Source organism: Lysinibacillus capsici (genome assembly GCF_020217405.1).
Taxonomy (GTDB): Bacteria; Bacillota; Bacilli; order Bacillales_A; family Planococcaceae; genus Lysinibacillus; species Lysinibacillus capsici.
The window spans coordinates 2398773-2421945 of record NZ_CP084108.1 but is presented as its reverse complement, the minus strand read 5'-3'; the positions used below and the strand labels follow the sequence as shown (position 1 = coordinate 2421945).

Annotated in this window: 21 protein-coding genes and 3 pseudogenes; 7 read left to right on the top strand and 17 right to left on the bottom strand. The window is 38.4% G+C overall.

Translation table 11 applies throughout. The features are described 5' to 3' along the window. Window positions 1-237 precede the first annotated feature (237 nt). From LCP48_RS11890 to LCP48_RS11865, 6 genes are all read right to left on the bottom strand, one after another. A complete protein-coding gene (locus LCP48_RS11890) occupies window positions 238-1956 on the bottom strand; it encodes a putative bifunctional diguanylate cyclase/phosphodiesterase (RefSeq protein ID WP_009371342.1) in 1719 nt (572 codons plus the stop codon). A 391-nt stretch (window positions 1957-2347) separates the two neighbouring features. Then, window positions 2348-2518 (bottom strand): hypothetical protein, encoded by a 171-nt coding sequence (locus LCP48_RS11885; protein WP_004230019.1) that lies wholly within the window; start codon window positions 2516-2518, stop codon window positions 2348-2350. A 214-nt stretch (window positions 2519-2732) separates the two neighbouring features. Beyond that, on the bottom strand, window positions 2733-2882 hold the full coding sequence (locus LCP48_RS11880; protein ID WP_004230023.1) for a hypothetical protein: 150 nt from the start codon (window positions 2880-2882) through the stop codon (window positions 2733-2735). Window positions 2883-3044: 162 nt separating this feature from the next. Then, complete coding sequence (locus LCP48_RS11875) at window positions 3045-3539, bottom strand: DinB family protein (protein WP_004230026.1); 495 nt, start codon at window positions 3537-3539, stop codon at window positions 3045-3047. Window positions 3540-3596: 57 nt separating this feature from the next. Continuing rightward, window positions 3597-4559, bottom strand: a complete 963-nt coding sequence (locus LCP48_RS11870; RefSeq protein ID WP_225340210.1) for a tyrosine recombinase XerC — start codon at window positions 4557-4559, stop codon at window positions 3597-3599. Window positions 4560-4871: 312 nt separating this feature from the next. Further along, entirely contained in the window at window positions 4872-5285 is a 414-nt protein-coding gene (locus tag LCP48_RS11865) for a hypothetical protein (RefSeq protein WP_004230028.1), read from the bottom strand. A 76-nt stretch (window positions 5286-5361) separates the two neighbouring features. Here LCP48_RS11865 and LCP48_RS11860 point away from each other — a divergent pair, with 76 nt between their 5' ends. The 3 genes from LCP48_RS11860 (at window position 5362) to LCP48_RS11850 (ending at window position 8687) form a co-directional block, all read left to right on the top strand. Next, entirely contained in the window at window positions 5362-6852 is a 1491-nt protein-coding gene (locus tag LCP48_RS11860; RefSeq protein ID WP_004230029.1) for a circularly permuted type 2 ATP-grasp protein, read from the top strand. Continuing rightward, entirely contained in the window at window positions 6806-7771 is a 966-nt protein-coding gene (locus tag LCP48_RS11855; protein WP_009371340.1) for an alpha-E domain-containing protein, read from the top strand. Before LCP48_RS11860 ends, LCP48_RS11855 begins: the two co-directional genes overlap by 47 nt. Before the next feature lie 61 nt (window positions 7772-7832). Continuing rightward, window positions 7833-8687, top strand: coding sequence for a transglutaminase family protein (locus tag LCP48_RS11850; RefSeq protein ID WP_216485466.1), 855 nt, complete (start codon window positions 7833-7835; stop codon window positions 8685-8687). Window positions 8688-9261: 574 nt separating this feature from the next. Here the strand turns inward: LCP48_RS11850 and LCP48_RS11845 are convergent. Beyond that, window positions 9262-9371: pseudogene (locus tag LCP48_RS11845) on the bottom strand (transposase); the annotation flags it as partial. A 96-nt stretch (window positions 9372-9467) separates the two neighbouring features. Here LCP48_RS11845 and LCP48_RS11840 point away from each other — a divergent pair. Continuing rightward, window positions 9468-9627: pseudogene (locus LCP48_RS11840) on the top strand (IS256 family transposase); the annotation flags it as partial. 2 nt (window positions 9628-9629) lie between these two features. On the opposite strand, the gene LCP48_RS11835 reads toward LCP48_RS11840, so the two are convergent. From LCP48_RS11835 to LCP48_RS11830, 3 genes and pseudogenes are all read right to left on the bottom strand, one after another. After that, on the bottom strand, window positions 9630-10472 hold the full coding sequence (locus LCP48_RS11835; protein ID WP_004230034.1) for a hypothetical protein: 843 nt from the start codon (window positions 10470-10472) through the stop codon (window positions 9630-9632). 453 nt (window positions 10473-10925) lie between these two features. Next, a pseudogene (locus LCP48_RS23500) lies at window positions 10926-11065 on the bottom strand (IS1380 family transposase); the annotation flags it as partial. 320 nt (window positions 11066-11385) lie between these two features. After that, window positions 11386-12261: a tyrosine-type recombinase/integrase gene (locus LCP48_RS11830; protein WP_225340209.1), complete on the bottom strand. Its 876-nt coding sequence runs from the start codon at window positions 12259-12261 to the stop codon at window positions 11386-11388. 367 nt (window positions 12262-12628) lie between these two features. Between LCP48_RS11830 and LCP48_RS11825 the strand changes: the two genes are divergently transcribed. Then, complete coding sequence (locus LCP48_RS11825) at window positions 12629-13423, top strand: enoyl-CoA hydratase/isomerase family protein (protein WP_004230036.1); 795 nt, start codon at window positions 12629-12631, stop codon at window positions 13421-13423. Window positions 13424-13469: 46 nt separating this feature from the next. On the opposite strand, the gene LCP48_RS11820 is transcribed toward LCP48_RS11825, so the two are convergent. After that, entirely contained in the window at window positions 13470-14285 is an 816-nt protein-coding gene (locus tag LCP48_RS11820) for an ATP-binding protein (protein WP_004230037.1), read from the bottom strand. A 14-nt stretch (window positions 14286-14299) separates the two neighbouring features. Continuing rightward, window positions 14300-15181 carry an aminoglycoside 6-adenylyltransferase gene (locus LCP48_RS11815; protein WP_004230039.1) on the bottom strand — a complete coding sequence of 294 codons (882 nt, stop codon included), beginning with the start codon at window positions 15179-15181 and terminating at the stop codon, window positions 14300-14302. A gap of 232 nt (window positions 15182-15413) precedes the next feature. On the opposite strand from LCP48_RS11815, the gene LCP48_RS11810 reads away from it, so the two are divergent. Beyond that, a complete protein-coding gene (locus LCP48_RS11810) occupies window positions 15414-16589 on the top strand; it encodes an aminotransferase class I/II-fold pyridoxal phosphate-dependent enzyme (protein WP_004230041.1) in 1176 nt (391 codons plus the stop codon). A 56-nt stretch (window positions 16590-16645) separates the two neighbouring features. Here the strand turns inward: LCP48_RS11810 and LCP48_RS11805 are convergent, their stop codons facing one another. From LCP48_RS11805 to LCP48_RS11795, 3 genes are all read right to left on the bottom strand, one after another. Beyond that, on the bottom strand, window positions 16646-17011 hold the full coding sequence (locus LCP48_RS11805; protein ID WP_004230043.1) for a cupin domain-containing protein: 366 nt from the start codon (window positions 17009-17011) through the stop codon (window positions 16646-16648). A 101-nt stretch (window positions 17012-17112) separates the two neighbouring features. Beyond that, entirely contained in the window at window positions 17113-18312 is a 1200-nt protein-coding gene (locus LCP48_RS11800; protein ID WP_004230045.1) for an AI-2E family transporter, read from the bottom strand. A 64-nt stretch (window positions 18313-18376) separates the two neighbouring features. Further along, window positions 18377-19327, bottom strand: coding sequence for an LCP family protein (locus LCP48_RS11795; protein WP_004230047.1), 951 nt, complete (start codon window positions 19325-19327; stop codon window positions 18377-18379). 173 nt (window positions 19328-19500) lie between these two features. On the opposite strand from LCP48_RS11795, the gene msrA reads away from it, so the two are divergent. Then, window positions 19501-20022: a peptide-methionine (S)-S-oxide reductase MsrA gene (gene msrA, locus LCP48_RS11790; protein WP_004230048.1), complete on the top strand. Its 522-nt coding sequence runs from the start codon at window positions 19501-19503 to the stop codon at window positions 20020-20022. A 61-nt stretch (window positions 20023-20083) separates the two neighbouring features. On the opposite strand, the gene recQ is transcribed toward msrA, so the two are convergent. Together recQ and LCP48_RS11780 are read right to left on the bottom strand one after the other, a co-directional pair. After that, complete coding sequence (gene recQ / locus LCP48_RS11785; protein ID WP_004230049.1) at window positions 20084-21856, bottom strand: DNA helicase RecQ; 1773 nt, start codon at window positions 21854-21856, stop codon at window positions 20084-20086. A gap of 7 nt (window positions 21857-21863) precedes the next feature. Continuing rightward, window positions 21864-23012, bottom strand: coding sequence for a TcaA NTF2-like domain-containing protein (locus tag LCP48_RS11780; protein ID WP_004230050.1), 1149 nt, complete (start codon window positions 23010-23012; stop codon window positions 21864-21866). Window positions 23013-23173: the final 161 nt, after the last annotated feature.

The following is a 23173-nucleotide window of genomic DNA, read 5'->3' as shown; positions in this document are numbered from 1 at the left end:
TGATTTAGCTTTACGTAGATTATAAAGCCCTCTCACGTTTGGTAACGAAAACGACTCGGTTATGTTTGCATAACATCTCCGTGGTAGGTGTTCAGTCAAGAAGCGGTGATATAGCTCTCAGCAGGTGCTATATTTTCTGTTTCACAATTCTTACTTACTTGGCCACATCATCAAATGGTTTATCATGTTAACAGTTTTACTTTATCCCACTTTAGCAAAATCATTCAGGAATAGCAATTAATAACTGGATTTATTTGTGACAGTATTAACAATGAGATTCGTAAAATCTTCTACAGATAAAGGCTTACTAAAATAATAGCCCTGCACATACTCACATCCATGCTCACGCAGAACATTTAATTCAGCTTCCTCCTCTACACCTTCAGCTACTACTTGGAGGTTTAAGGCATGTGCTAATGAAATCATGGCTGAAATCATAGCGATTCCAGACTTCTCAGGTACGATATCACGGACAAAGGCACGATCAATTTTAAGCACATCCACCGGGAATTTTTTTAAATAATTTAACGATGAATAGCCTGTCCCAAAATCATCTAATGAAATAGTTATACCTAGTTCTCGTAATTGCTTGATAGTATCAATTAAATCTTCCGTATAATCAAGCATACTCATCTCGGTAATTTCAATTTCTAATAAATTAGGGTCAATGCCTGTTTCTGCAATGACACTACGCACCATATCCACAAAGCCACCTGTACTAATATGAATTGGTGAAATATTCACAGCTACCCGCAATGATAAATCATGTACTTCATTCCACTGACGTGCTTGAGCACAGGCTTTACGTAAAACCCATACACCAATATCATTAATCAGTCCACAATCCTCTGCAAATGGAATAAAACGATCTGGCGGAATATGACCTAATTCAGGGTCATACCAGCGTAGCAATGCCTCCATCCCAATAACAGAATCCGTTTTTAAGTCGATCTTAGGCTGATAATGTAATTCTAGACGATCTTGCTTTAATGCTTGATGTAATTTCGTTTCCAGCAAAAGCCATTTATCATTGGCCTCGTCCATATTATCACGATAGAGGCGATATTGGTTACCACGTGTAGATTTTGCCGCATACATAGCAATATCCGCATTTTTCAATAATTCTTCCACAGAGTTTGCATGATCTGGGAATACACTGATGCCGATACTAATACTCGCATAAAACTCATAGGTATCGACAATAAAGCTTTCATGGAAGACGCCAATAATTTCCTTAGCCATTTCCTCAATGCGACTGACATCATTTAAAATCATGACAAATTCATCGCTATTGTGGCGATAGAAAGAATTCGAAGTATGATCAATATTGCGCAGACGATTGGACATTTCCACTAAAAACATATCGCCAATAATATGACCAAGTCCGTCGTTAATGTGTTTGAAACGATTCACATCAATGAAAAATAACGCAAACTTCTCTCCTGTACGTCGAGATTGATGAAATTCATTTTCTAAACGCTGTTCTAATTTGCGACGATTTGGTAGCCCTGTTAGTTCATCATGATAGGCAATATGAGTAATTTTTTTAATGTCCTTTTGCGCTGTAATATCTACGCGAATGGCAATATATTGATACGGCTTTCCTCGTTCATCTAGGAACGGGATAATCGTTGTTTTCACCCAATATAAACTGCCATCTTTCGCACGATTGCACACCTCGCCATTCCACATATCGCCATTACCGATTGTTTTCCACATCTCTCTAAAGAAAGATTTGGGATGAAAGCCTGAATTTAGTAAACGGTGATCTTGACCCACTAATTCTTCACGCGTATACTTCGAAATTTTACAAAAATGATCATTAACAAATGTAATTTTTCCGGTACGATCTGTAATCGCTACAATGATGGAACTATTCATGGCGGAAAAGATATCTTGTAATTCTTTTAGACTGTAGTTCATTTGATTAACACTACTAGGCGTGATATTCATCATTTTCATTCTCCATTCATTAAAATATGAAGGGTTTGGTACTTTTGCTTTATCTTACAGCGAGGTATAAAGTTGTGGTATATCGCCCTTTTTTATGTAATTATATTATAGTCTTAGAAAAGCAGTTAATTCAACCCAAATCTCAAAAACATTCAAAGCTACATTTGATAGTTTTTAATAAAATAGACAAAAATTAGTGGATATAACCTCCTTGTAATTGTCTAAATATATAGTTATTCACTACTTTTGAACTATATTAAATAGTTTATTTAGGCTATTTATCTTTTTAATACAAAATATAAAAGTTTTATATAATATGTTTGAATGTCTTGTAAAATTTTTGTTAAAGTAAAATGCCTTACTGTCCCACATAGGAAGTAAGGCATTTTATATGTCAAGAGACCTCATATTCTATTGAACCCCCTATTGATTTCGCCTGCATGTTGTAGGCATCTAATTGCTCTTGGGACAAACTTGAAATGTAATAGTGAAAATTAACAGGTTCTAGCCCATGCTCCTCACATACTTGACGATAAAATTCATAACCTTCTCGATAATCTGTCATCCTCATAACTTCCTTTCACATTCCCTATTTTACGTCTAGTTTTTTGTTATATAACAGAAATATTATTTTTTTAAAAATATATAACAGACTACTGTGCTTGTCAATGAATTATCTGAAATTTCTTGCTGAAATCACGAAAGCCCAGACCATTTTATTTAGTATGGCTGGGCTTTTCATAAAATATTCACGGCGGCTTCCGTCATAATCACTCCTTTTAAATTCCTAATTGTTTTGCTTGCATATTGTAAGCCGAAAGTTGTTGCTGTGATAATTGTAATACATAGTAACGGAAAGAAATTGGCTCCAATCCATAGCGCTCACACATTTCACAATAAAATTCATAACCATCACGATACTTTGACATTTAAATTTCCTCCTCTAACGAAAACTGTTTTATAACAGTTGTTATTATTTTTATTTAATATATAACAGATTATGTAGCACGTCAAGTGATTATAACAGAAAAATTGAATAACAATAAAAGGAATTTAGCTCCTCTCCTGTAGCCAAATTCCTTTCATGCATGTTACTCTCTAATGATTTCTTGTAATTGCTTGATATGACGTTGCTCGTGCATATAGACCATTTCAATCCATTGGTCGAGTGGTAATTCTCCTAAGGCTGGGTGCTTCACAGCGCGCTTAGCTAATGCTTCAGGTTCCTCGATTGTTTGCAAAAAGGCGAGGAGGTTCTTTCTTGTTGTAGCTAGTAAATCCAGCATCGCTTGAACAGTGAAAGGCTCTTCTGCTGGCTCTACAATAGGTGGTGCTTGGAACTTTCTTGTTCGATCTAAGATGAGCTGAACATTTTTTCGAGCGGGTGTTGACTGTTCCTCTGCCTTTAATCCCCATGTAATGGCTTTCTTTGTTGCTTCCTCTACTAATACGAGATGATGACAGATTTGTGCCACACTCCAGCTTTGTGCATCTGGTTTTTTATTAAAGGTTGTATCGTCCAATAAGTGAATTTCCTGAAGCAGTTGTGTTCTTGTGGTATCGAGATGTTCTTTGACGTTTGACATCCTTGGCTCCCCTTTCATTAGGTCTTCTACTATATATTCGATATGGAGGGGAGAAAATCATCTTTCCCGAACAATATTAAATGGATTATTCTCTAACACATGCTGTAGCTGCTCATCTTCAATATGTGTATAAATTTGCGTGGTTGCAACGCTAGAATGCCCTAAAATGTGCTGCAAACTACGGATATCTGCCCCTGCTTTATACATCATCGTTGCGGATGTATGGCGTAGCTTGTGTGGTGTAAGTCGTTCTTTTTGAAGACCTGACTGCTGATTAATACGTTTAACAATTTTGGCAACGGTTTGTCTTGTGAAGCGTGTTCCCTTTTGTGACACAAAAAGTGGCTCCTCACCTTCTCCTTTATAGGGTGTCTTCCCACTGTTTTCATAGTCTGCAAGTGCCTGCATACAGCTATCATTTAAATAGACGGTGCGCTCTTTGTTCCCCTTCCCAATTATGGTTAAATAACGTCCTTGAATGGATGTCTTATTAAGCTGACATAGCTCGGTGACACGTATTCCTAAATTTAAAAAAAACATCATCATGCAATAATTTCTCGGGGATGCCTGATTGCTTTTAATCCCATCTATAAATTGTGTAGCTTCTTGTAGGTTCATATAAATGGGTCGTTTTCTGCCTATCTTGGGTGTCTCTAATTCATCTGCAGGATTTTCCTCGATAAGTCGACGTTTGCCTTTTAAATAGTTAAAAAAGGATTTTAATGTGGCCACTTTTCGTGCTCGGGCAGCAGCAGAATTACCTCGCTGTACTTCGCAATATTCCATGAATAAATAAAGATCCTCTAATGTCATTTCGCGTATTTCTTCTATTGTAATAGTGCCAATATCAATGGTAGCTAAATTCTCTATATCCAAATCCTCCTGGACAGCTTTGTAGAAGCGGAAAAATAAGGTCAGGTCATATTCATATTCTTTTCTTGTGCGCTGAGACTTTCCTTTGATGGTTGTTAAATAGACAAGAAAATCCTTCATAAATTTTGGTTGTTTTGTTTTTTGCATACTCATCACCTCTATTTGCTCTATTTTACCATGAAAAAACGTTCCCAAATATAAATTTGGGAACTTTATTGAAAAAAAATGCCCTTTTTCGCATATTAGAACAAATGTTCTGTTTGAAGTTAATAAAAAAACCCCTTTTTAAAAAGAGGGTTTTTGTTACAACTATTTTGTGACAGTTATAGGATTTTAGGCATAAAGTTCACGGTAAATGAATATTAAAATCTAGTAGACTTTATTTGCTTTGTGAGACGCTTCGAAAAAACAATAGATGGGTAACTGCCCATGTCAATTCGTCTCACAACACACATGGGATTATTTTACAAAAACTGAATAATTCCCATCCTCTTGTTTTGTTAGTGACCAGTTTGTCGATAACATTTGCTGAAGTCTTGTGACTGTTTCCTCATCACACGTTAAATGCTGGATACCTGTTTCTACTAGTTGGTAATCCTTCCCTTCTTCTAATTGAAAGCGTAGCTGCAATAAACGTTGGATGCCTGGTAATGTTACATACTTGATTCGATAATGGCCATTGTATGCATCTAAGAACTTTTGTTCCCCTTCCTGATATAGAGCCATTGTCTCGCTAAATTCATAGTTTGGCACTTGTTCTTGCCAAGCTGATACATCCCCCGAACGCAAAGCTCGTAAAATTTCCTCGTCTGATAAATGTAATTTGGATAGTTTATCTAATTCATATGCTTGCATTAAATTAATGATGGCCATGGTTGTTAGCTCCTTTTATGTATTTATTCACAGTGTAACATGTTTTCACTACTACTTGAATTCGGAGGCGATCCATATGATGAATTTATATGATTCTAGTCTGTTTTTCGATGAAATGTTTGATGGCAATAAGCCAAAGCCTCATTATCGATCTTTTCATCATAAGCTAACCTTTTTTTCGCGGGAGCAACTTGAAGAAAAATACCGTCAAGCGCAAGCAAGCTTTCTCAGACAAGGGATTACATTTACGGTATATGGTGCACAAGATGGAACAGAACGTACTATGCCTTTTGATTGTATCCCAATTATTATTCCTCAAACCAAATGGGCCATGATTGAAGCAGGTGTCAAACAGCGTGTGGAGGCACTCAACAAATTTTTACAGGATGTTTATGGACAGCAAAAGATCATTCAGGACGGTCTTATTCCGAGACAGCTTGTTGAAAATAATCCATATTTCAAACCAATCATGAGAGGACTTCAAGTACCAATTGCGAATCATATATTTTTAGCAGGGATTGATTTAATTCGGGATGAAAAAGGTGATTATCATGTACTCGAAGATAATTTACGCAATCCTTCTGGCATTTCCTATGTCTTTGAAAATCGGGATGTGATGAAGGAAGTATACCCAGAATTTTTCTCCAAGCATACGATTCGACCTCTTGATAAACAAATGGCTTATATGAAAAAAGCACTTCTTGCCCATCGCCCACCTTCCATGCAAGCAGAAAGAGAGCCTAAAGCTGTACTCCTGACAGCAGGCATGTACAATTCTGCGTATTACGATCATGTTTTTTTAGCCCAGCATTTAAACATCCAGCTCGTCGAGGGCCGTGATTTAGTAGTACATGATTTGAAGGTCTATATGAAAACCATTTATGGCCTACAGCAAATCGATATTATTTATCGGCGGATTGATGATGACTTTCTAGATCCTACTGTCTTTCGTGAGGATTCTTTATTAGGTGTTCCACATTTAATGGCTGCTTATCAAGCAGGTCATGTATCCATCTTGAATGCCGTTGGGAATGGAGTGGCAGATGATAAAGCAATGTATGCCTATGTGCCTGAGATGATTCGCTATTATTTACAGGAAGAGCCTATTCTACCGAATGTGAAAACCTATCATCTAGGAGATGACAGTCAGCGTGAATGGGTGCTAGAGCATATACACGAGCTCGTTATTAAAAACGTAGGAGCCTCTGGTGGCTATGACATGTTAATTGGTCCACATGCGAGTAAGGAAGAGATTGCTTTATTTAAGCAAAAAATTGTTGAACAGCCCTATCAATACATTGCACAACCCACAATTAAATTGTCCAGAGCACCTGCCTTCCAGAATGGGCGATTTTATCCTTGCCATGTTGATTTACGTGTCTATGTCATGAAGGGTGAGGATTGCTATGTGTTGCCTGGTGGTTTATCCAGAGTGGCACTACAAGAAGGGTCTCTTGTGGTGAATTCCTCTCAAGGGGGCGGTGCAAAGGATACGTGGATTTTAAAGGAGGAATTGCAGCATGCTAAGTCGAGTAGCCGACGCGTTGTACTGGATGGCACGTTATAGTGAACGTACACAAACAAATGCACATATATTACAGGTACAGCTGTTGAATATGTTGGAGCAATCTGGGCAAGAACATGATTATATTGATCATTGGGAGGCTGTTTTAAATATTTGTGCCTCTAAGGAGGAGTATTTAGCAAATTACACAACGATTCGTGTTAACCCTTTGATTGATTATCTTCTGTTTTCTGAGAAAAATGGCAATGCCCTTCATGCCACATTACGTGCTATTCGGGAAAATGCACGGGTTACACGTGATAGTATGCCAACGGAACTTTGGGAAATTCAAAATTCCTTTTATTTAACAAAGCAACAGTCCATACTAAAAAGAGAACGACCTATTCCACTCATTGCCCTTCAAGATTTTTTACAGGATGTGCGAAAGACTTTATGGATGGAGACAGGGCTAATTGAGGGCTCGATGGATCGCGATCTTCCCTTCTATTTTATGCAGGTTGGCAAATGGCTTGAACGAGCAGAAAAAACCATTCGGATGATCGTGATAATCGTAGAACAACAGAAGCGAACAGGTATGTCACTATTAGAGGATGATGGTACCTTTTTATTGGATCTTTCCGCAGCAAGAGAATCTTTCATGCGGAAGCATCGACAGACCAATTTACTAACGGTCATTCGCTATTTAGTCCAAGATGCGCATTTCCCATGTTCTGTGATGTTCTGTGTAAAGAAAATAGAAGAAGCCATAACGGCTATTGAACATGATTCTTTATCCTCACGATTTTTAACGCTTCAGTCGGATATTAGTAGCCTTGTTCTTGCAATCGATCATATTGATTTTTGGCAAATGACTATTGAGGAAACCCTAAAAATGATGGAGGAAAGATTGTCTCAATGTATGGCTTTTAGTGATGCCTTTTCGACAATCTATCATTTATATGAACCCAGCGTACAACCTTGAAAGGAATTCACCACAGCTCCCTTTCAACAGGCAAGTCAGTAAGCAGAAGGAAGCGGACACGATGAAATTTGAAATTCAGCATACAAATATTTTTCAATATGAGTCTGAAGTCGATCAAAGCTTGAATACTATTCGTTTAAAGCCGCGTAGCGATGAGCGTCAGCGATTGTTATCTTATCGAATTGCCATTACGCCATCCTCCCTAACCCGTGAGCATACGGATATTTGGGGCAATACAGTTGGTTCTTTTTATATACCAGAGCAACATCAGATACTAGAAATTCATACATCTTCAATTGTTAGTATTCAGCGTGCGCCATTTATTCATCGTATTCAATATTCGCCCGAAATGCAGACCATCTTTCACTCACAGCTATTCTATGAGCATTATTTACCGTATTTAAAAGCAACACATTTTACATTTATGACAGAGCAGCAGCTAGAGGAAGTTTATCATGCGATCGGTCATGCTGAAAATCCTGTGCTCTTTTCGCTTAATTTAATGCAGTATTTATATTCTAGCTTTGAGTATGACCCGACAGCGACCAATGTAACTACAATAGCAAGTGAGGCATTTGCATTAAAACGGGGTGTTTGTCAGGATTTCACCCATGTCATGCTTGCTGTTTTACGGGCGAAAGGAATACCAGCTCGCTATGTCAGTGGCTATCTATATGTCGATGAAAACTCAGCCCTCATCGGAGATATCGCTACACATGCCTGGGTAGAAGTCATGATTCCAGGTATTGGCTGGATCGGTCTTGATCCCACAAATAATGTGGAAGTATTAGAAAACCATATTATTTTATGTATTGGTCGCGATTACTCCGATATAAGTCCTGTTGAGGGAGTTTATACAGGTGGAAAGCATCATTTAACCGTTAAAGTGAACGTCAAAGCGTTAAATTATTTATAACAAAACGTGCCAAAAAAGTCGGATTCCTGTACTGTAGGTAATCGACTTTTTGCACGTTTTGTTATAAAATTTATTTTATATTCCTATTATTTTTCAATTTTAAAATTATAGTATTATATTTATCTAAGCTTATATTTTTTATAACAAACAATAGGAAAAATGAAACAGAACAAACTCCTATGGAGGTAAACATAATAAATTTAAAAACAAATTGATATGTGAAATATAATGGGGAAAATAATACTATACAACAACTTGATAATAATATTAAAATCCACCCAGGAAAAATTTGGACAATGAAGTCAGAACTTCTTCGCTTCATGAATTTCATTAAAATCCCAAAAATAAAATACATAAGCAGGATATAAACAATAATTATTAGGACACTAATAAGGATATTCAAAATAGATCATTCCTTATAAATTTTTTACAATTACTCATTCAAGGGGAACTGTCAATATTTTTGTGTAAATGACAATCAGCCCTTTTCTTATAGATTATCACTTCTTGATTTTTCAATAGATTTTTTCGAAGGATTCGAAGGAAAGGAACGGTTTTGGTTGTAATCGAGCGTTATTAGGTGCTGTTTAAACGTTTCATTGCGAACACATGGAATCTGGATGTTTAATTCACCGTATTCTGTATGAATGTGCGTGAATACAAGCCATTACGTGAATTGCCAGAGTATAAAATATTTTGTGTAATTAGGACGACAAAAAAGGAAGCCCTTTTCTTGGTAGAGTTAAGTTCACAACCAATCCTAGAAAAGAGGTCTTCCCTATGAATCAGTTTACAACAGAAATCTTTGAGGCTCTAGTAAACAAACAAAATATTACCAAAGTTTTTCGTACGCTCTTAGAAGCTGGATGAATACGCTTCTGGCGACAGAACTGACAGTATTTTAGCTTACGTGAAATACGAGCGAATTGGCTTCAACTCTCATCAAGGTATAGCATCATATTTTTCTTTAGCATCTAAACATAAACTAATATAAGTATAAACAGTAATAATGGTTCCAACGGCAGGTACAGCCTTTCCTAATTTACCAAATACCTTTTTTATTAATTCCCAGGACAAAAGATCTCCACCTTTAACTGCTGCCCAGACTGCATCAACGACACCACCTAAACCTGCTGTAGCAATACTTTTTTCTTCCGTGACTATGCTGTTAGCTGCTGCTTTAAAATCTCTATATTGCCATTGTTGCTTAGTTGTAGTTTTAGACTTAGTACCAAAAATAGCATATGCTGTATTATTATTTTTAGATTCTTCCCAACGAATAGCGGCGATATAAGAACCTCCTGATGTAGGTTCTGATGCTGCCAATGTATTTAATTCAGGATTTATATTTGAATATTGGTGTTCTAAAGTGGATTCAAAGTTAATTTGTGTATCTGTTTTGTTTATTACTACATCTGTACTATAAGCATTAGAAAGTTCTTTAATGATTATATCTGTCGCTGTTTCCATAATACTTATCACTTTCTCATCTAATAATTCCTTTTGGTTTCCTGCTAAGACCATAAATTTTTTTTGTGTTATTTCATCAGTACCATCCGGTTTACTGATTACCTCTTCAACGTACTCATAAGTATTGCCTATCTCATCTGTTATTTGATAAGCTGATTTATTTTCTTTATCATAAAGCAGCTTAAAATTTTTACCTAAATTAAATTCTGATGATAATTCTATGTTATTTTCATAATGTGCTAATGTCAATAATGTTGGAGATGCGACAGTTGAAAAAGCAAAAACTATTGCTGCGCCACAAATGATTTTTTTCATGTTTCTTCTCCTAAGTCCTAAATTTTTTAATAAATTTTAACAACCTTGCTTCAACTTGATCAAGTTAATAAAATATTAACATTTACATAAATGGTATTACAATACAATTTTCACGCCAATTTATCGGCGGTAATTAAACACTATTCTGCAAATCACGCCAAATACCGCCATTAACACCGCCATTTTTTGGCGCTATTTTCTTTTTTCGTATAACGAAAGTAATATTTATTACGAACTTTGTAAAAAGACACTTGATTTTTTGTGAATAGATAATTATAGCGTAGATAAATTTTTTTATAAAAATGTAATATTTTTACTTTATTCTCATTTTGAGGGAAATGCGTACTGAGTGAGGTTCTGAAAAAGATATTGGGAGAAAATTGATTTTTGGGCAGACTTCCCCTTAATCCCTTGATACGATTTTGATTTTTTTAAAAGACGGTTTAGTGTAAATTGTAATTTTTGCTTTCTGGTCAGAACAACCCAAAGGAAGTGGAAGTAGACGACAATTTAAACTGAAACGAGTGTCCAACAAACTTTACTAATTTACTCGCTACTTTAATCAGACGTTTACGAATCGTTTGAATTTGAAGTTTGTTAGATTGTAAGAGAGAGGAAAAAATCACCAGTCAACCCCATCGAATGCGACAAATGGAGATCGAGTGTCTGGTACGTTAATAAGAGAATTTTTCTTGATGGCCGTAAGTATTTCGTATGCGTTGAATCTAAATCAAATTAGCGTTTCAGATTGTCGAGAATGGTGAACTCGGATTGGCATCTTGAAGCTAATCAAGTGCCTGGGCGTAAAAAACGTAAACCTTTTGATAGAACTCATAAAGACCCCAGTTTATTTTTTAGTATTCTATAATAAATACTGAAACCTTTGTTCTTTTCCGATTCTTTTGTTAGAAAATTATTCAAAACGCCCTTGCCTTTCTGTTAATACCCATTTTCTTACATAACCCATTGTTTGCTGAATATTTTCGATAGTTTTTTCACTTTGAAATGCCTTTTGCATGACTGTATAGCGTAAATCTGTAGCTCTGACATTCATCCCAATATCCTTTGAAATTGCCTGGAAAATTCGCTCAACTGTCTTTGTTGAAATTGATTTTGAATGGCTAGCCTCACTTACCCACACCCATTCCCCCACCTCTTGCTCATGTAAATTGGTCGTCTCTTTTTTATACTGTGCGAGCATGTCCATAAGGATCGGTGAACACTTTATTTCTCGACGTCCATTTCGGTTGGCTATAAAAAGAGTCGCTTTTTCTTCATTAAAGTGAGTCCATTTCATGCGAACGAGCTCGGCAGGCTTACAACCAGTTTCCATCAACACTTGAACGATACAGCCATTGCGTCTTGCCAGCCATGCATGCTCCTTTGTTTTAGCATATTGGAAATAGGTGGGCCATACGTTTGCAATTTGCATGATCTGCTTGTTTGTCAGGGCTTGCAGTGCCTCTTTTTGTCTTTTTTTCGGCTGTAAAATTTGCTGATAATCAAAAGGCTCCACCCATTCTCGTAAAAAAAGAAAGTCTACAAAGCCTCGTAATGTCGCTATTTTATGATTAAAAGTATTGCTATTACTGTAAGTTTCCTTTAAATAGTCGCAGTAAAGCTGTAATAAATTTTTCAATTGATGATCTACATACAAGTAGTTTTGCTTATGGGCGAAAGTTAAAAATTGCTGCCCGTCCATATTGTATTGTTTTTTTGTGGCAGGACTTTTTTTCAATGATTGCAGCAGTAATACATAGCTATTCCATGCTTCCTTGAGTGTAATCATATCGTCCCTCCTTGTTTACTTTGCGTGTGTTATTTGTATTTTACTATATTTTGGGTGCGTAGGTTCAATTTCATTTTATCATATTGTAATGTCGGATAATCTGTATTTCTATAACAGGAACCCGCTTCTACCATTCAAATGCCCTTTACGTAATGAAGAAACATATGTTCCTAAAGTAGTTTCTCATCATTTTTGCTTTCTTACAATAGTAAATTCCGCTCCCCTGTTGTCGTACAATAATTGCTTACTATTCCCTACATTCTTGTATAACAATGCAATTTTATGTGAAAATTCGTATCATTTCGTGTTTATGGTTAATTGTGTTATATAATAAAGATAGACACTAACATGTAGGAGGCTTTCCGATATGCAAGTAAAAACGACTCGACTGGAAGCAGAAGATGCGAAAATTATTTATCAAGAAACAGCTGGACTAGCGATTATTACGATTCATCGACCACAAGCAAAAAATGCATTAACCGCAAACATGTGGGATCAATTAGCCAAGATTGCCCTACAAGTATTAGATAATCCGAAAAATAAAGTACTAATTTTACGAGGCTCTGGCCAAAACTTTACAGCGGGCTCTGATATTAAAGAGTTCAATGCCATTTCTCTTGAACAAGCTGAAGAAGCCTTTGTACATATGGAAAAAACCATTTCTACCATTGAGCGCCTACCGATTCCAACGATTGGCGTTATCAATGGGCCTGCGATGGGCGCTGGCTTGGAATTAGCCTTAGCCTGCGATATCCGCATTGGCTCTGAAAAGGCCAAGCTCGGCATTCCTGTCGGTAAATTAGGAATTACCTTAAATAACAAATTTGCACAGCGTTTAGTCCAGCTCGTTGGTCCTGCCACAACCAAGGATTTAGTCTTTACAGGACGAATGTTTAAAGCAGAGGAAGCCTTCAAGCTGGGAATGCTTAACTACCTAGTAGCTGAAAAAGATTTAAATAAATACATGATTCGAATGGGTAAGCTGGTTGCAGGAATGTCGCCTGAATCCTTACTTGCCGTGAAGCAATCTGTTCAAGAATGTCTCGATAGTGTGCCGACCTTATGGCAAGGCTCTTCGCCATTTGTAGGCAGTGATTTCGCAGAGGGTTGTCGTGCCTTTGTGGAAAAACGCCAGCCACAGTTCACGCGCCAGCCTAAATAAAAAACAGGTACTCTTAACGCCAACGTGCGAGCGGAGTACCTGTTTTTTATGCTTTTTTCTTTTGCAAAGCCGTTTTTACATGTACATGAATAGCATCTAATTCATAGCCAAAATGTAGATAAAAATCTTGCTGCACAGCTTGTTGTAATTCTATTAAACGCGCTGCTAATGGATAATCAATCGGCAACTTCACCTGTATAGTGAGGATAGCTTGAACCTGATCCCCTAGCACAAATTGTGCTTGTTCAACCTTTTGTACAATTGCCTGTTGGCTACAGCAGTATGTCAGTAGCTGTACATAAACAGGTTTGCTGATTTCTATATATTCACGCTGAAAATCAGGACGTACAATCGTCGTTTCCCCGATTTTTTCTCGTTTCGAAGAAAAAATCTCCATGCCCTTTTGCACCAATCGTTTAAAGAAATTTTGCTCCACTTGTCTATATGGAATCGGCATAACATGCTTGCCCTGTGTTTGACGGATAAAGCGTGCTTTTTGAATTTCTTTTAATGAACGGACATCTTCAACATTATAATAGTGTTCAATCGGACCCAGCTCTAGCTGCTTGGCAATACTATTCGTCATTTTAGTGGATGTGCCTATCAGTAAAATAGATTGTACCTGATGATGAGCTAGCGCCTTTTGGACAGCCTCACGATGAACTGGATCTGTAAAAATGGCACGTCGTACAGCAGTAATTGTATTCTTTTCGAATTTAGCAGAAAGACCTGCCACTCTGACGCCATTCACAATGAGTAATCCATCATCAACAATGGCCTCTACGCCTAATTTATGGGCAAAGGCCAGCGCACTTGTACTTTTGCCTGTGCCGCTTGGTCCACTTAATGAATAAACCTTCAATGCCCTCTTCCCCCTTACAAAATCATTTTCGCATCTGGTGGTAATGTACGTACATGCTTCAAATAGGCTGACATACGAGCATCATCCTCGTGAGGGTACGCGAACTGGAAGTGATGGGCTACCTCCTTTGCGATGCTTCGAAAGAGTGTGCATGCCGCAAACAGGGCATTCCACATGTTAGCATAGTCTGCGTCAGCGTAGGTTTTTACGTACAATGCCCAATAATTAGCTGGCACATAGTTTTTTAAATACTTTCCCATTTTGCCCGTAGATAATTGAAAATGATGATGCTGACCAATCCACCAATTGAGCATTTGATGTAAGGACTGCCTTGTCGTTTCCTCAAACATTTGCTTGGCATATGGGAGCTCGTCTCGCCAAATGCCCTTGGCTACATTTTGTAAGCACCACCAAAAATCATTGGTACAGCTGGCAAATTGCCCCACAGTCGGCGGGCTAATATGATCGTCACAATCTGAAGATGGAGAGATAGGTGGCAAAAGCTGATCCTTATCGAGTAAAGGGACTGTCAGCTTGTCTTGTCCATATTCATCCAGCATAGCTTGTGTCGATAATAGGCGAAGGTCAATGCGATGTCCATCCTTTAATAACATTAAATATGTATAGCTATAAGAAAAGTCTTTGTCCAAGCCAAGCCCCTTATCCAGTAGATCAGGCTCCTGCACCATCAGCCGCTCACCAAATACGTGAATCCATTTGTCATCTTGTAAAAAAGAGGCTATGTCTGTTACGACATACACAACATCAAAATCCTGAAACATATCCCTTGGACCATTCGGATTTGCTCTTGAGCCATTTAGGTAAACAGCACGAATTCTAGTGTCCTGTTGTGCAGTGGCTAGGATTAAATCATACATTTCTTGCTCTGTTCTCATAAGACTCACCCCACCTGAAAAGCTTTATACTCAGTATAATACACTTTCCTCTTTGAAGGAATTTATAGTAGCTTCTCCCAATGGTAGAAATTCTTTTTTCGCTAGACTATGCACACATCCTCTTCATTATATAAATATTTTCTTTTTTCAGAATATCTGTCCCTTTCTGCGCTTCAGTATGATAAAATGTGAACTACTATTCTGTTATACAACTACAAGGAGTGTACTAGTTTTGAAAATCGTACCATCTAAAAAAATGTCATCATTTACACCAGCAATTTTCGGAGATTTGAAAAATTTTGCTCGCGAGCAGCAAGCAAAGGGCATGACTTTAATTGACTTAAGCTTAGGCAGCCCTGATCTTCCTCCACATGCCAAAATACGTGAGCATCTTTCCTATCGTGCAGGTTTAGCTGAATCTTATGGCTATACACTGACTGGCACACAGCGTTTTTATGACGCAGTAAGTCGCTACTATAAGCGTCGTAGTAATGTTGATTTAGATCCCGCAACAGAAATTATTCAAACAATGGGGTCGCAAGAAGGCTTAGTCCATTTGCCAATCGCCTTTTGTGATCCAGGAGACATCGTCTTATCCACAAACCCAGCTTATGTAGCGTATGACGCAGGGATTCACTTAGCTGGCGCAACACCTTATTACATGCCTCAAACAGCCGACAACGATTATTTACCTGATTTAGACGCTGTACCAGAAGAAATTGCACAGAAAGCAAAGCTATTGATTTTAAACTTACCAGGAAATCCTGTACCAGCAATGCCGTCATTAGCGTACTTTGAAAAAGTCATTGCCTTTGCTAAAAAGTATAAGATCATCGTCCTCCATGATGCAGCCTATTCAGAGTTCTATTTTACGGGAGATGGTCCTATTAGCTTCCTAGCTGCTCCTGGAGCAAAAGAAGTCGGTATGGAAATTAACTCCCTCTCTAAAAGCTTTAGCCTTGCTGGTACACGTATTGCCTATATCGCAGGAAATGCAGAAATGATCGCGGTTATTAAGCAATTAAAATCAAATTTAGATTTCGGTATTTTCGAGCCAATTCAGGATGCGGCTGTCGTAGCATTGGATAACGCTGAGGATATTACGGAAAGCTTACGTGCCACTTTCTCAGAGCGCCATAAAACGCTGATGAATGGCTTACAAGCTTTAGGCTGGGAAGCAGCACCCTCTGATGGTGGGATGTTCGTATGGGCTAAATATCCCTATAATATGGATTGTACAGAATTAGCCTTTCAATTGATTGAACAAGTAGGTGTTGTCACAGTTCCAGGAACCGTATTTGGTACAGCTGGACAAGGCTATTTACGTTTAGCATTAGTCCAACCAAAGGAACTTCTGCAAGAAGCAGTGGATCGCTTAGCACAAGTACAATTATTAGCAAAGCAATAATTAGTCAATGTAAAAACCCTTCTAACGTTTTGTTGGAAGGGCTTTTTCTATGGAGGTTAAATCCACACATCGTTTTCAGCTGTAAGCTCTGATTGCTCCTCACCTGTATTCACGACACCCGTCGGCTCTACAAGCAGAATTTTACACTCCGAAGCTGCAAAGGGTTTATGTTCCACATTGCGAGGAACAACAAACATCTCTCCTGCACACAAGCTTACCTGACCATCTCGAAATTCAATAATTAATTGCCCCTCAAGGACGATAAATACCTCATCCGTATCCTCATGCTTATGCCAAACAAAATCCCCCTGAACTTTGACGAGTTTGAATTGATAATTATTCATTTCAGCAATGACCTTTGGAGACCAATGCTCTTGAAATTTAGCCAGTTTCTCTTGAAAATTAATCGGTATGTATGCCATTTCCTTTTCCCCCTTGTTTTGACTCTACTACTAGAATAGCATAATGCTATTTTCCACAGCAAAAACCAGCTACTGCGTTGCTAGCAGTAGCTGGTCGTTTATTAGATATCATATTTTTGATGAACGTCATCTTCGTAGCGATTATAGCGCTGCTTAAAGAGCTTGAATAAATGCGTGACAAGTACCTTAAAGATTGCATAGCCTGGAATCCCTAAAATAACGCCTGGGACTCCAAATAACGAGCCTGCCGTTAATAGTACAAAGATAATCGTAATCGGGTGAATACTGAGTGATTTCCCCATAATTTGCGGAGAAATGAACTTTCCTTCGATTAGCTGAACGATTGTCCATACAATCGCTAGCTTAATCAGCATCAATGGGGATGTAACAAGAGCGATAATGACTGCTGGTGTGATCGCAATAACGGGTCCTAAATAAGGCACCACACTTGTAATCATGGCAAGGAAGCCGAGCAATAAAGCATACTTCATGCCAATAATTAAGAAGCCAATCGTTACCATTGCCCCAATACACATGGATACTAAAATCTGTCCCTGTATGTACGAACTAATTTGCTTGTCCATGTCATGGAAAATGTCAGTTACCTCTTTACGCATACGTGGTGGGCACACTTTCAGCATAAATTTCGGTAATTTTTCGCCCTCTTTTAGTAAATAAAACAGAATGAATGGCACCGTTACAAGTGAAAGCAAAATACCTGTTAACGTTGATAGGAAGCCGGTAATACCAGATGCCACACCCTGTGCTACATTGGTCGCCATATCCTTCACTGTTTTTACCATATCCGTTGTGAAGTTATTCAAAACTTCATCAAAATTAAAACTAATTTTATCTAAGTACTCATTGAAACGTGAATGATTTAGGAATTCTACAATGTTTTGCGTAAAGGCCATGAAGTACTCTGGGAATTCCTGTGCTAAATTCGTGAACTGATCGCGTAAAAACGGATAGACTAGCACCACAAGTAACGTAATGACACCAATGACCGCAATATAGAGGATTAAAATACCCCATATTCTTGGTATGCGCCATCGTACTAGAATCGCCAGCAATGGGCGTAATAAATAGTAACCAATGACGGCTAGTACCCCTGGTAAAATGACTACTTCAAATAAAACTTGTAGCGGGGTAAAGATAAAGGAAACTTGATTAAACATAAAAATAACACATGCCACCAGTAATAAAATTACCAGTGTAAATAATAGGTTTCTACCACCTAAAAAACGAATAAACTTGGTTGCTAACAGGCTTGAACGCTCTTTTGGTCTCTCTTTTTCCATATATCCACCCCTATCCAAATGCTCTACCTTTATATTACAGGATAATGCTGGTTTTTGCGAAACATCACTCTAGTGAAATACCTAAAAAATCACTTAAAAAGGCTTTGTTTTGCTCCACATCGATGACAATAGAATCGCCCGCATGGCTAAAGTTTTGGAATTGATAGCTCCCCTCGATAGGGATGGTTGCTTTCTCAATGTTTACCTTGCCCTTTGATAGCAATTTAAGCACTTGCTGCATTTCCTCAGTAGATGAATAATCTGTTGTGATATAGCCCTGTGCCGCACCAACAAATTTTGGTAAATGCAACATATTCGTAGGTGTTAATAACTCCGTTTTTAATGCTTCAATCACTTTTTGCTGACGTGCAACACGCCCAAAATCTCCTTCTGCATCATGACGGAAACGCGCATAACCTAGTAGCTCCTGTCCATTTAAACGATGAACACCTTGCTTTAACTCTACCCCAATATTTTCAGACATGTCCTTTTCAACATCCATTTCCACACCATTTGGGGCTAAAATATCCACTAAGGATTCAAAGTTTTTAAAATCAATCAGTGCATAATGATGAATTGGTAGGCCAAACATATTTGTCAATGTATCCTTTAATAGCTGAACACCATCTAGGTAGTAAGCTGTATTAAGCTTATAGGATTGATAGCCTGGAATATCCGCGTAAATATCACGCATAAAGGATACGAGTTTAATGTCGTTGTTTGCTTTATTCCAGGATAATACCATCATTGTATCGGTCCGTGATTTTTCCTCTCCACGTGTATCGATCCCTAAAATCAAGTAGTTTTCGATATCCCCTTTGATGCTATCACCCGTAAATTCTTCCTGTGCAACTTTGGTATCGTTGGCTAGCTCAAGTCCGCTACGATATTGCATGACCGAATAGCCGACAATCACAATGATACACAATAGTAATAGTGTAAAAAATGCTCTCCCTTTACGTAATCGACGCTTTTTAGGACGTTGGGAGCGTCTTGTATAATCTTGCTCTTCCATAACAACTAACTCCTCTATTTTGATATAGTTAATGTAACGATTGATTAGCTAGAAAGTTTCATTATAAAAAGGATCTATTCCATGTTTTTCTATCTAAACGTTATTTTACACCCATTTGCACGTTTGGCGTCAAACAATGCTATAATATTTTCACAAAAGAAAGGATGATTCAAATGATAGAAAAAGCGACATTTGCTGGCGGCTGTTTTTGGTGTATGGTCAAGCCATTCGTCGAGTGGGACGGTATACATAAAGTCACTTCAGGCTATATGGGTGGCCACTTAGAAAACCCAACCTATGAAGATGTCAAAAAAGGAACGTCAGGTCATTTAGAAGTAGTCGAAATCGAATTCGACCCTGCTATTTTTAGTTATGAGCAGCTCCTTGATATTTATTGGATGCAAATTGATCCAACGGATGCGTATGGACAGTTCCATGACCGTGGTGAATCCTATACTACCGCAATCTTTACCTATACAGATGAGCAAAAGCAAATCGCAGAGGCCTCGAAAGAAAAGCTTGCCAATAGTGGACGCTTTGATAAACCTATTGTAACCAAAATTCGAGATGCTGAACGCTTTTACCCAGCAGAGGATTATCACCAGGATTATTATAAAAAAGAGACTGAACACTATCAGCAAGACCGTGCTGTTTCTGGGCGTGATACGTTCATTGCAAAGCATTGGGAAAAATAATAAAAAAGAGGTGTCCCACAAGCTGGAGACATCTCTCTTTTTTACAATCGCAACAAATTTATTAAATAGAGGCTTCTAAAAACGATTGTAGTGCGTCAAAGAAGCGTTGACCATACTTCTCAAATTTCACTTCCCCTATACCACTCACCTGTCGTAAATCCTCCAATACAGTTGGTCTCTTATCACATAAATCACGTAACGTTTTATCGGAAAATACAACAAATGGTGGTACCTTTTCCTCATCGGCAATCTCTTTGCGTAATACCCGTAAGTGTTCAAATAATGGATCATTATCCACTAGCTTCTTCACTGTGACAGCTTCCTTGCGCATGACCTGTCGATTGCCAAGTAGCACTTCCTTGCCTTCAGCTGATACATAAATTGTAGGGAATGTACCATGCTTCACGGCCAGCAAGCCCTCTGCAATTAAAAATTCAATAAAGTTAGAGACATCCTTTGAGGCATATTGTCCTTTTAAAATGCCATAGGTCGATAAACGGGCAAAGCCAAATTCAGCTATCTTTTGATTTTTAGAGCCAATTAACACCTGCGCCACCACGGTCTTACCGAATTTTTGACCCATACGCACAACACAGGCCAGCACCTTTTGCGCATCTTCTGTCACATCTGTCACTGCTCGCCCATCAATACAGTTACTACAACGCCCACATGGCTCGTCCTCTACTTCTCCAAAATACGCTAAAATCGCATTCTGTAAGCAGCCCTCAGTATGGCAATAATCGACCATTGTTTGGAGTTTAGCTAGCTCCTGTGTAATACGAGCCTCATCCTGTGACTGTTCGATAAGGAAACGCTGTGTTTGAACGTCCCCTGAAGCATACAATAAAATACAAGCACTTGGCAGACCATCTCGGCCAGCACGACCCGCTTCCTGGTAATAGCTCTCCATATTACGAGGCATTTGATAATGCAACACAAAGCGCACATTACTTTTATCAATACCCATACCAAAAGCATTCGTTGCCACCATGATACGTGCCTCATCTTTTAAAAACCGCTCCTGTTCAGCCATTCGCAAGTTCTCTGATAGACCTGCATGATATTTCGCAACGTCTTCACCAGAGCGACTCAGCACATCATAAATGGCATCCACAGCTTTTCGAGTAGCTGCATAAATGATGCCCACTTCCTGTTTATTTTGTTGTACATAATTTTTTACATAACGTTCTTTATTTTCACCAATTAACACCGAAAGTGCCAAATTCTCACGTGAAAAGCCTGTCATGACCGTTGCCTGCTCATCAATCGCTAACAATTGACGAATATCATCACAAACTGTTGGAGTAGCAGTGGCTGTCAGCGCTAAAACAGTGGGTTTTTGTGGCCATAGCGTAAAAAGTTTGTGGATCGAACGATAGCTTGGTCTAAAATCATGCCCCCATTGCGATATACAATGAGCCTCGTCAATCGCAAGTAATGGGACAGATAAATACGACAATGCTTGAAGAAACGTAGTACTTTCCAGTCGTTCAGGTGCAATATAGAGGAGCTTTAAATAACCCGCACTAGCAAGCTGCATGGTTTCATCCACTTCCTGTGCACTCAGCGTACTATTGATATAGGCTGCTGGAATATTTGCTGTACGTAAAGCCTCTACCTGATCTTGCATCAGTGAAATCAGTGGCGAAATCACGATGGTTAACCCCTCAAGCATTAACGCTGGAATTTGATAGCAAATGGATTTCCCTCCACCTGTTGGCATGACACAAAGGCTTGACTGCCCCCGCAATGTTTGTTCAATAATTTGGGCTTGTCCTTGGCGAAAGGTATCATAGCCAAAATGATGCTGTAGCATTTGTCTAGCTTGCTCCATGCAAAATTCACTCCTTGTTTGTGAGACCAAGTAGCTTGTACTCGCCCTGTTCATTTTTTTCTAACTCATACAACATGTTGGAGTAGGCAAGTGCCTCCTGTCCAGCAGCATTCGTCAGGATATATTCCGTTTTAGCCTGGACGATAAGACGCTGTCCTTCTACCCGAATTGCCTGAATATCCGTGTCTGAGAAATGAATTTTGGCTTGCTTGGAAGCATAATAGGCAACCATACTAGCCAAGGTTTCTTGTATGGCCTCTGTCCCGACAATCGGTTTCATAACATTTGCATCCTGGGTTGTCACAGCCCCCTTTAAATGCTTGTGAAACGTATCTAAAAATAGCTTAATTTCATCGGTATTATACGCAAATATATTTTCTCCATATTGTTCGACTGCTTGCTGTACAGCTTCTTTATCCCCTTGTTCAATATAGGGGTATAAGTTTTTCGATTGGGAAAGTCGTACACTGGCTGTCATGCCCTCCTCAATCCATTCATCGATGGATGCTTGGAATTCCTTTATAGGCAATATGTATGGCTGTGACTGCCCTTGCTGTTGTCGATTAAAATATAATCCGACTATGGCTCCGTTTTCAGCCTCCATGACAGGGCTTCCTAGAGGGATCGATTGTTCCGCTTTTATATAATAGGCCGCTACTCTATCTTGGTATTTTTGAATCGTATAGGGTAAGCCATTCACATAAACAGCCAGCTGATTTAGCTCTCCTTCATATAAATTAGGCACTTGCACTTCCGCTTGATAGGTTACTCGTAGCAGGGCCATATTATAGGCTGTTGACATGACATGAATAGTTGCTGCTACCAGCTTGTCCTGACCAAATTGAACGAGGGCAGTTGGTTTGGATGCCACAAGTGCGCCATTCGTTAAAATATACAGTTGATCATCCTGTTGCCTGATAATAATGCCTGCTCCAACACCATGCTCTCCAATCACTTTGACCTCTGGGACAATTTTTTCCTGTTGCTTCGTCACAGCTCCCTCTGTTTCCACCTCTGCCTTTTTATTTTGAAACCATCCTGTCCCTATTTGACTGTCACAGCCTGCGACAAGAAAAGCTGTCGCTCCTAAAATGAGCACTTTTTTATACATACCTTCACCAAAACTTTCTATTCTACATTCTCTCTTCTCTATCATAATCAAGGACTCGTAATGTTTCAAGTTTACATAATATTATTATAAGTTAAATAATATTAGAAAAATGCAGCAACTACCTTAAAGTCATTTCTTTCTACCCATTAATATTGACGGAAGCCAAAATTTGCTGTGAGGATGGAAGGATATCATACCTCAAAATA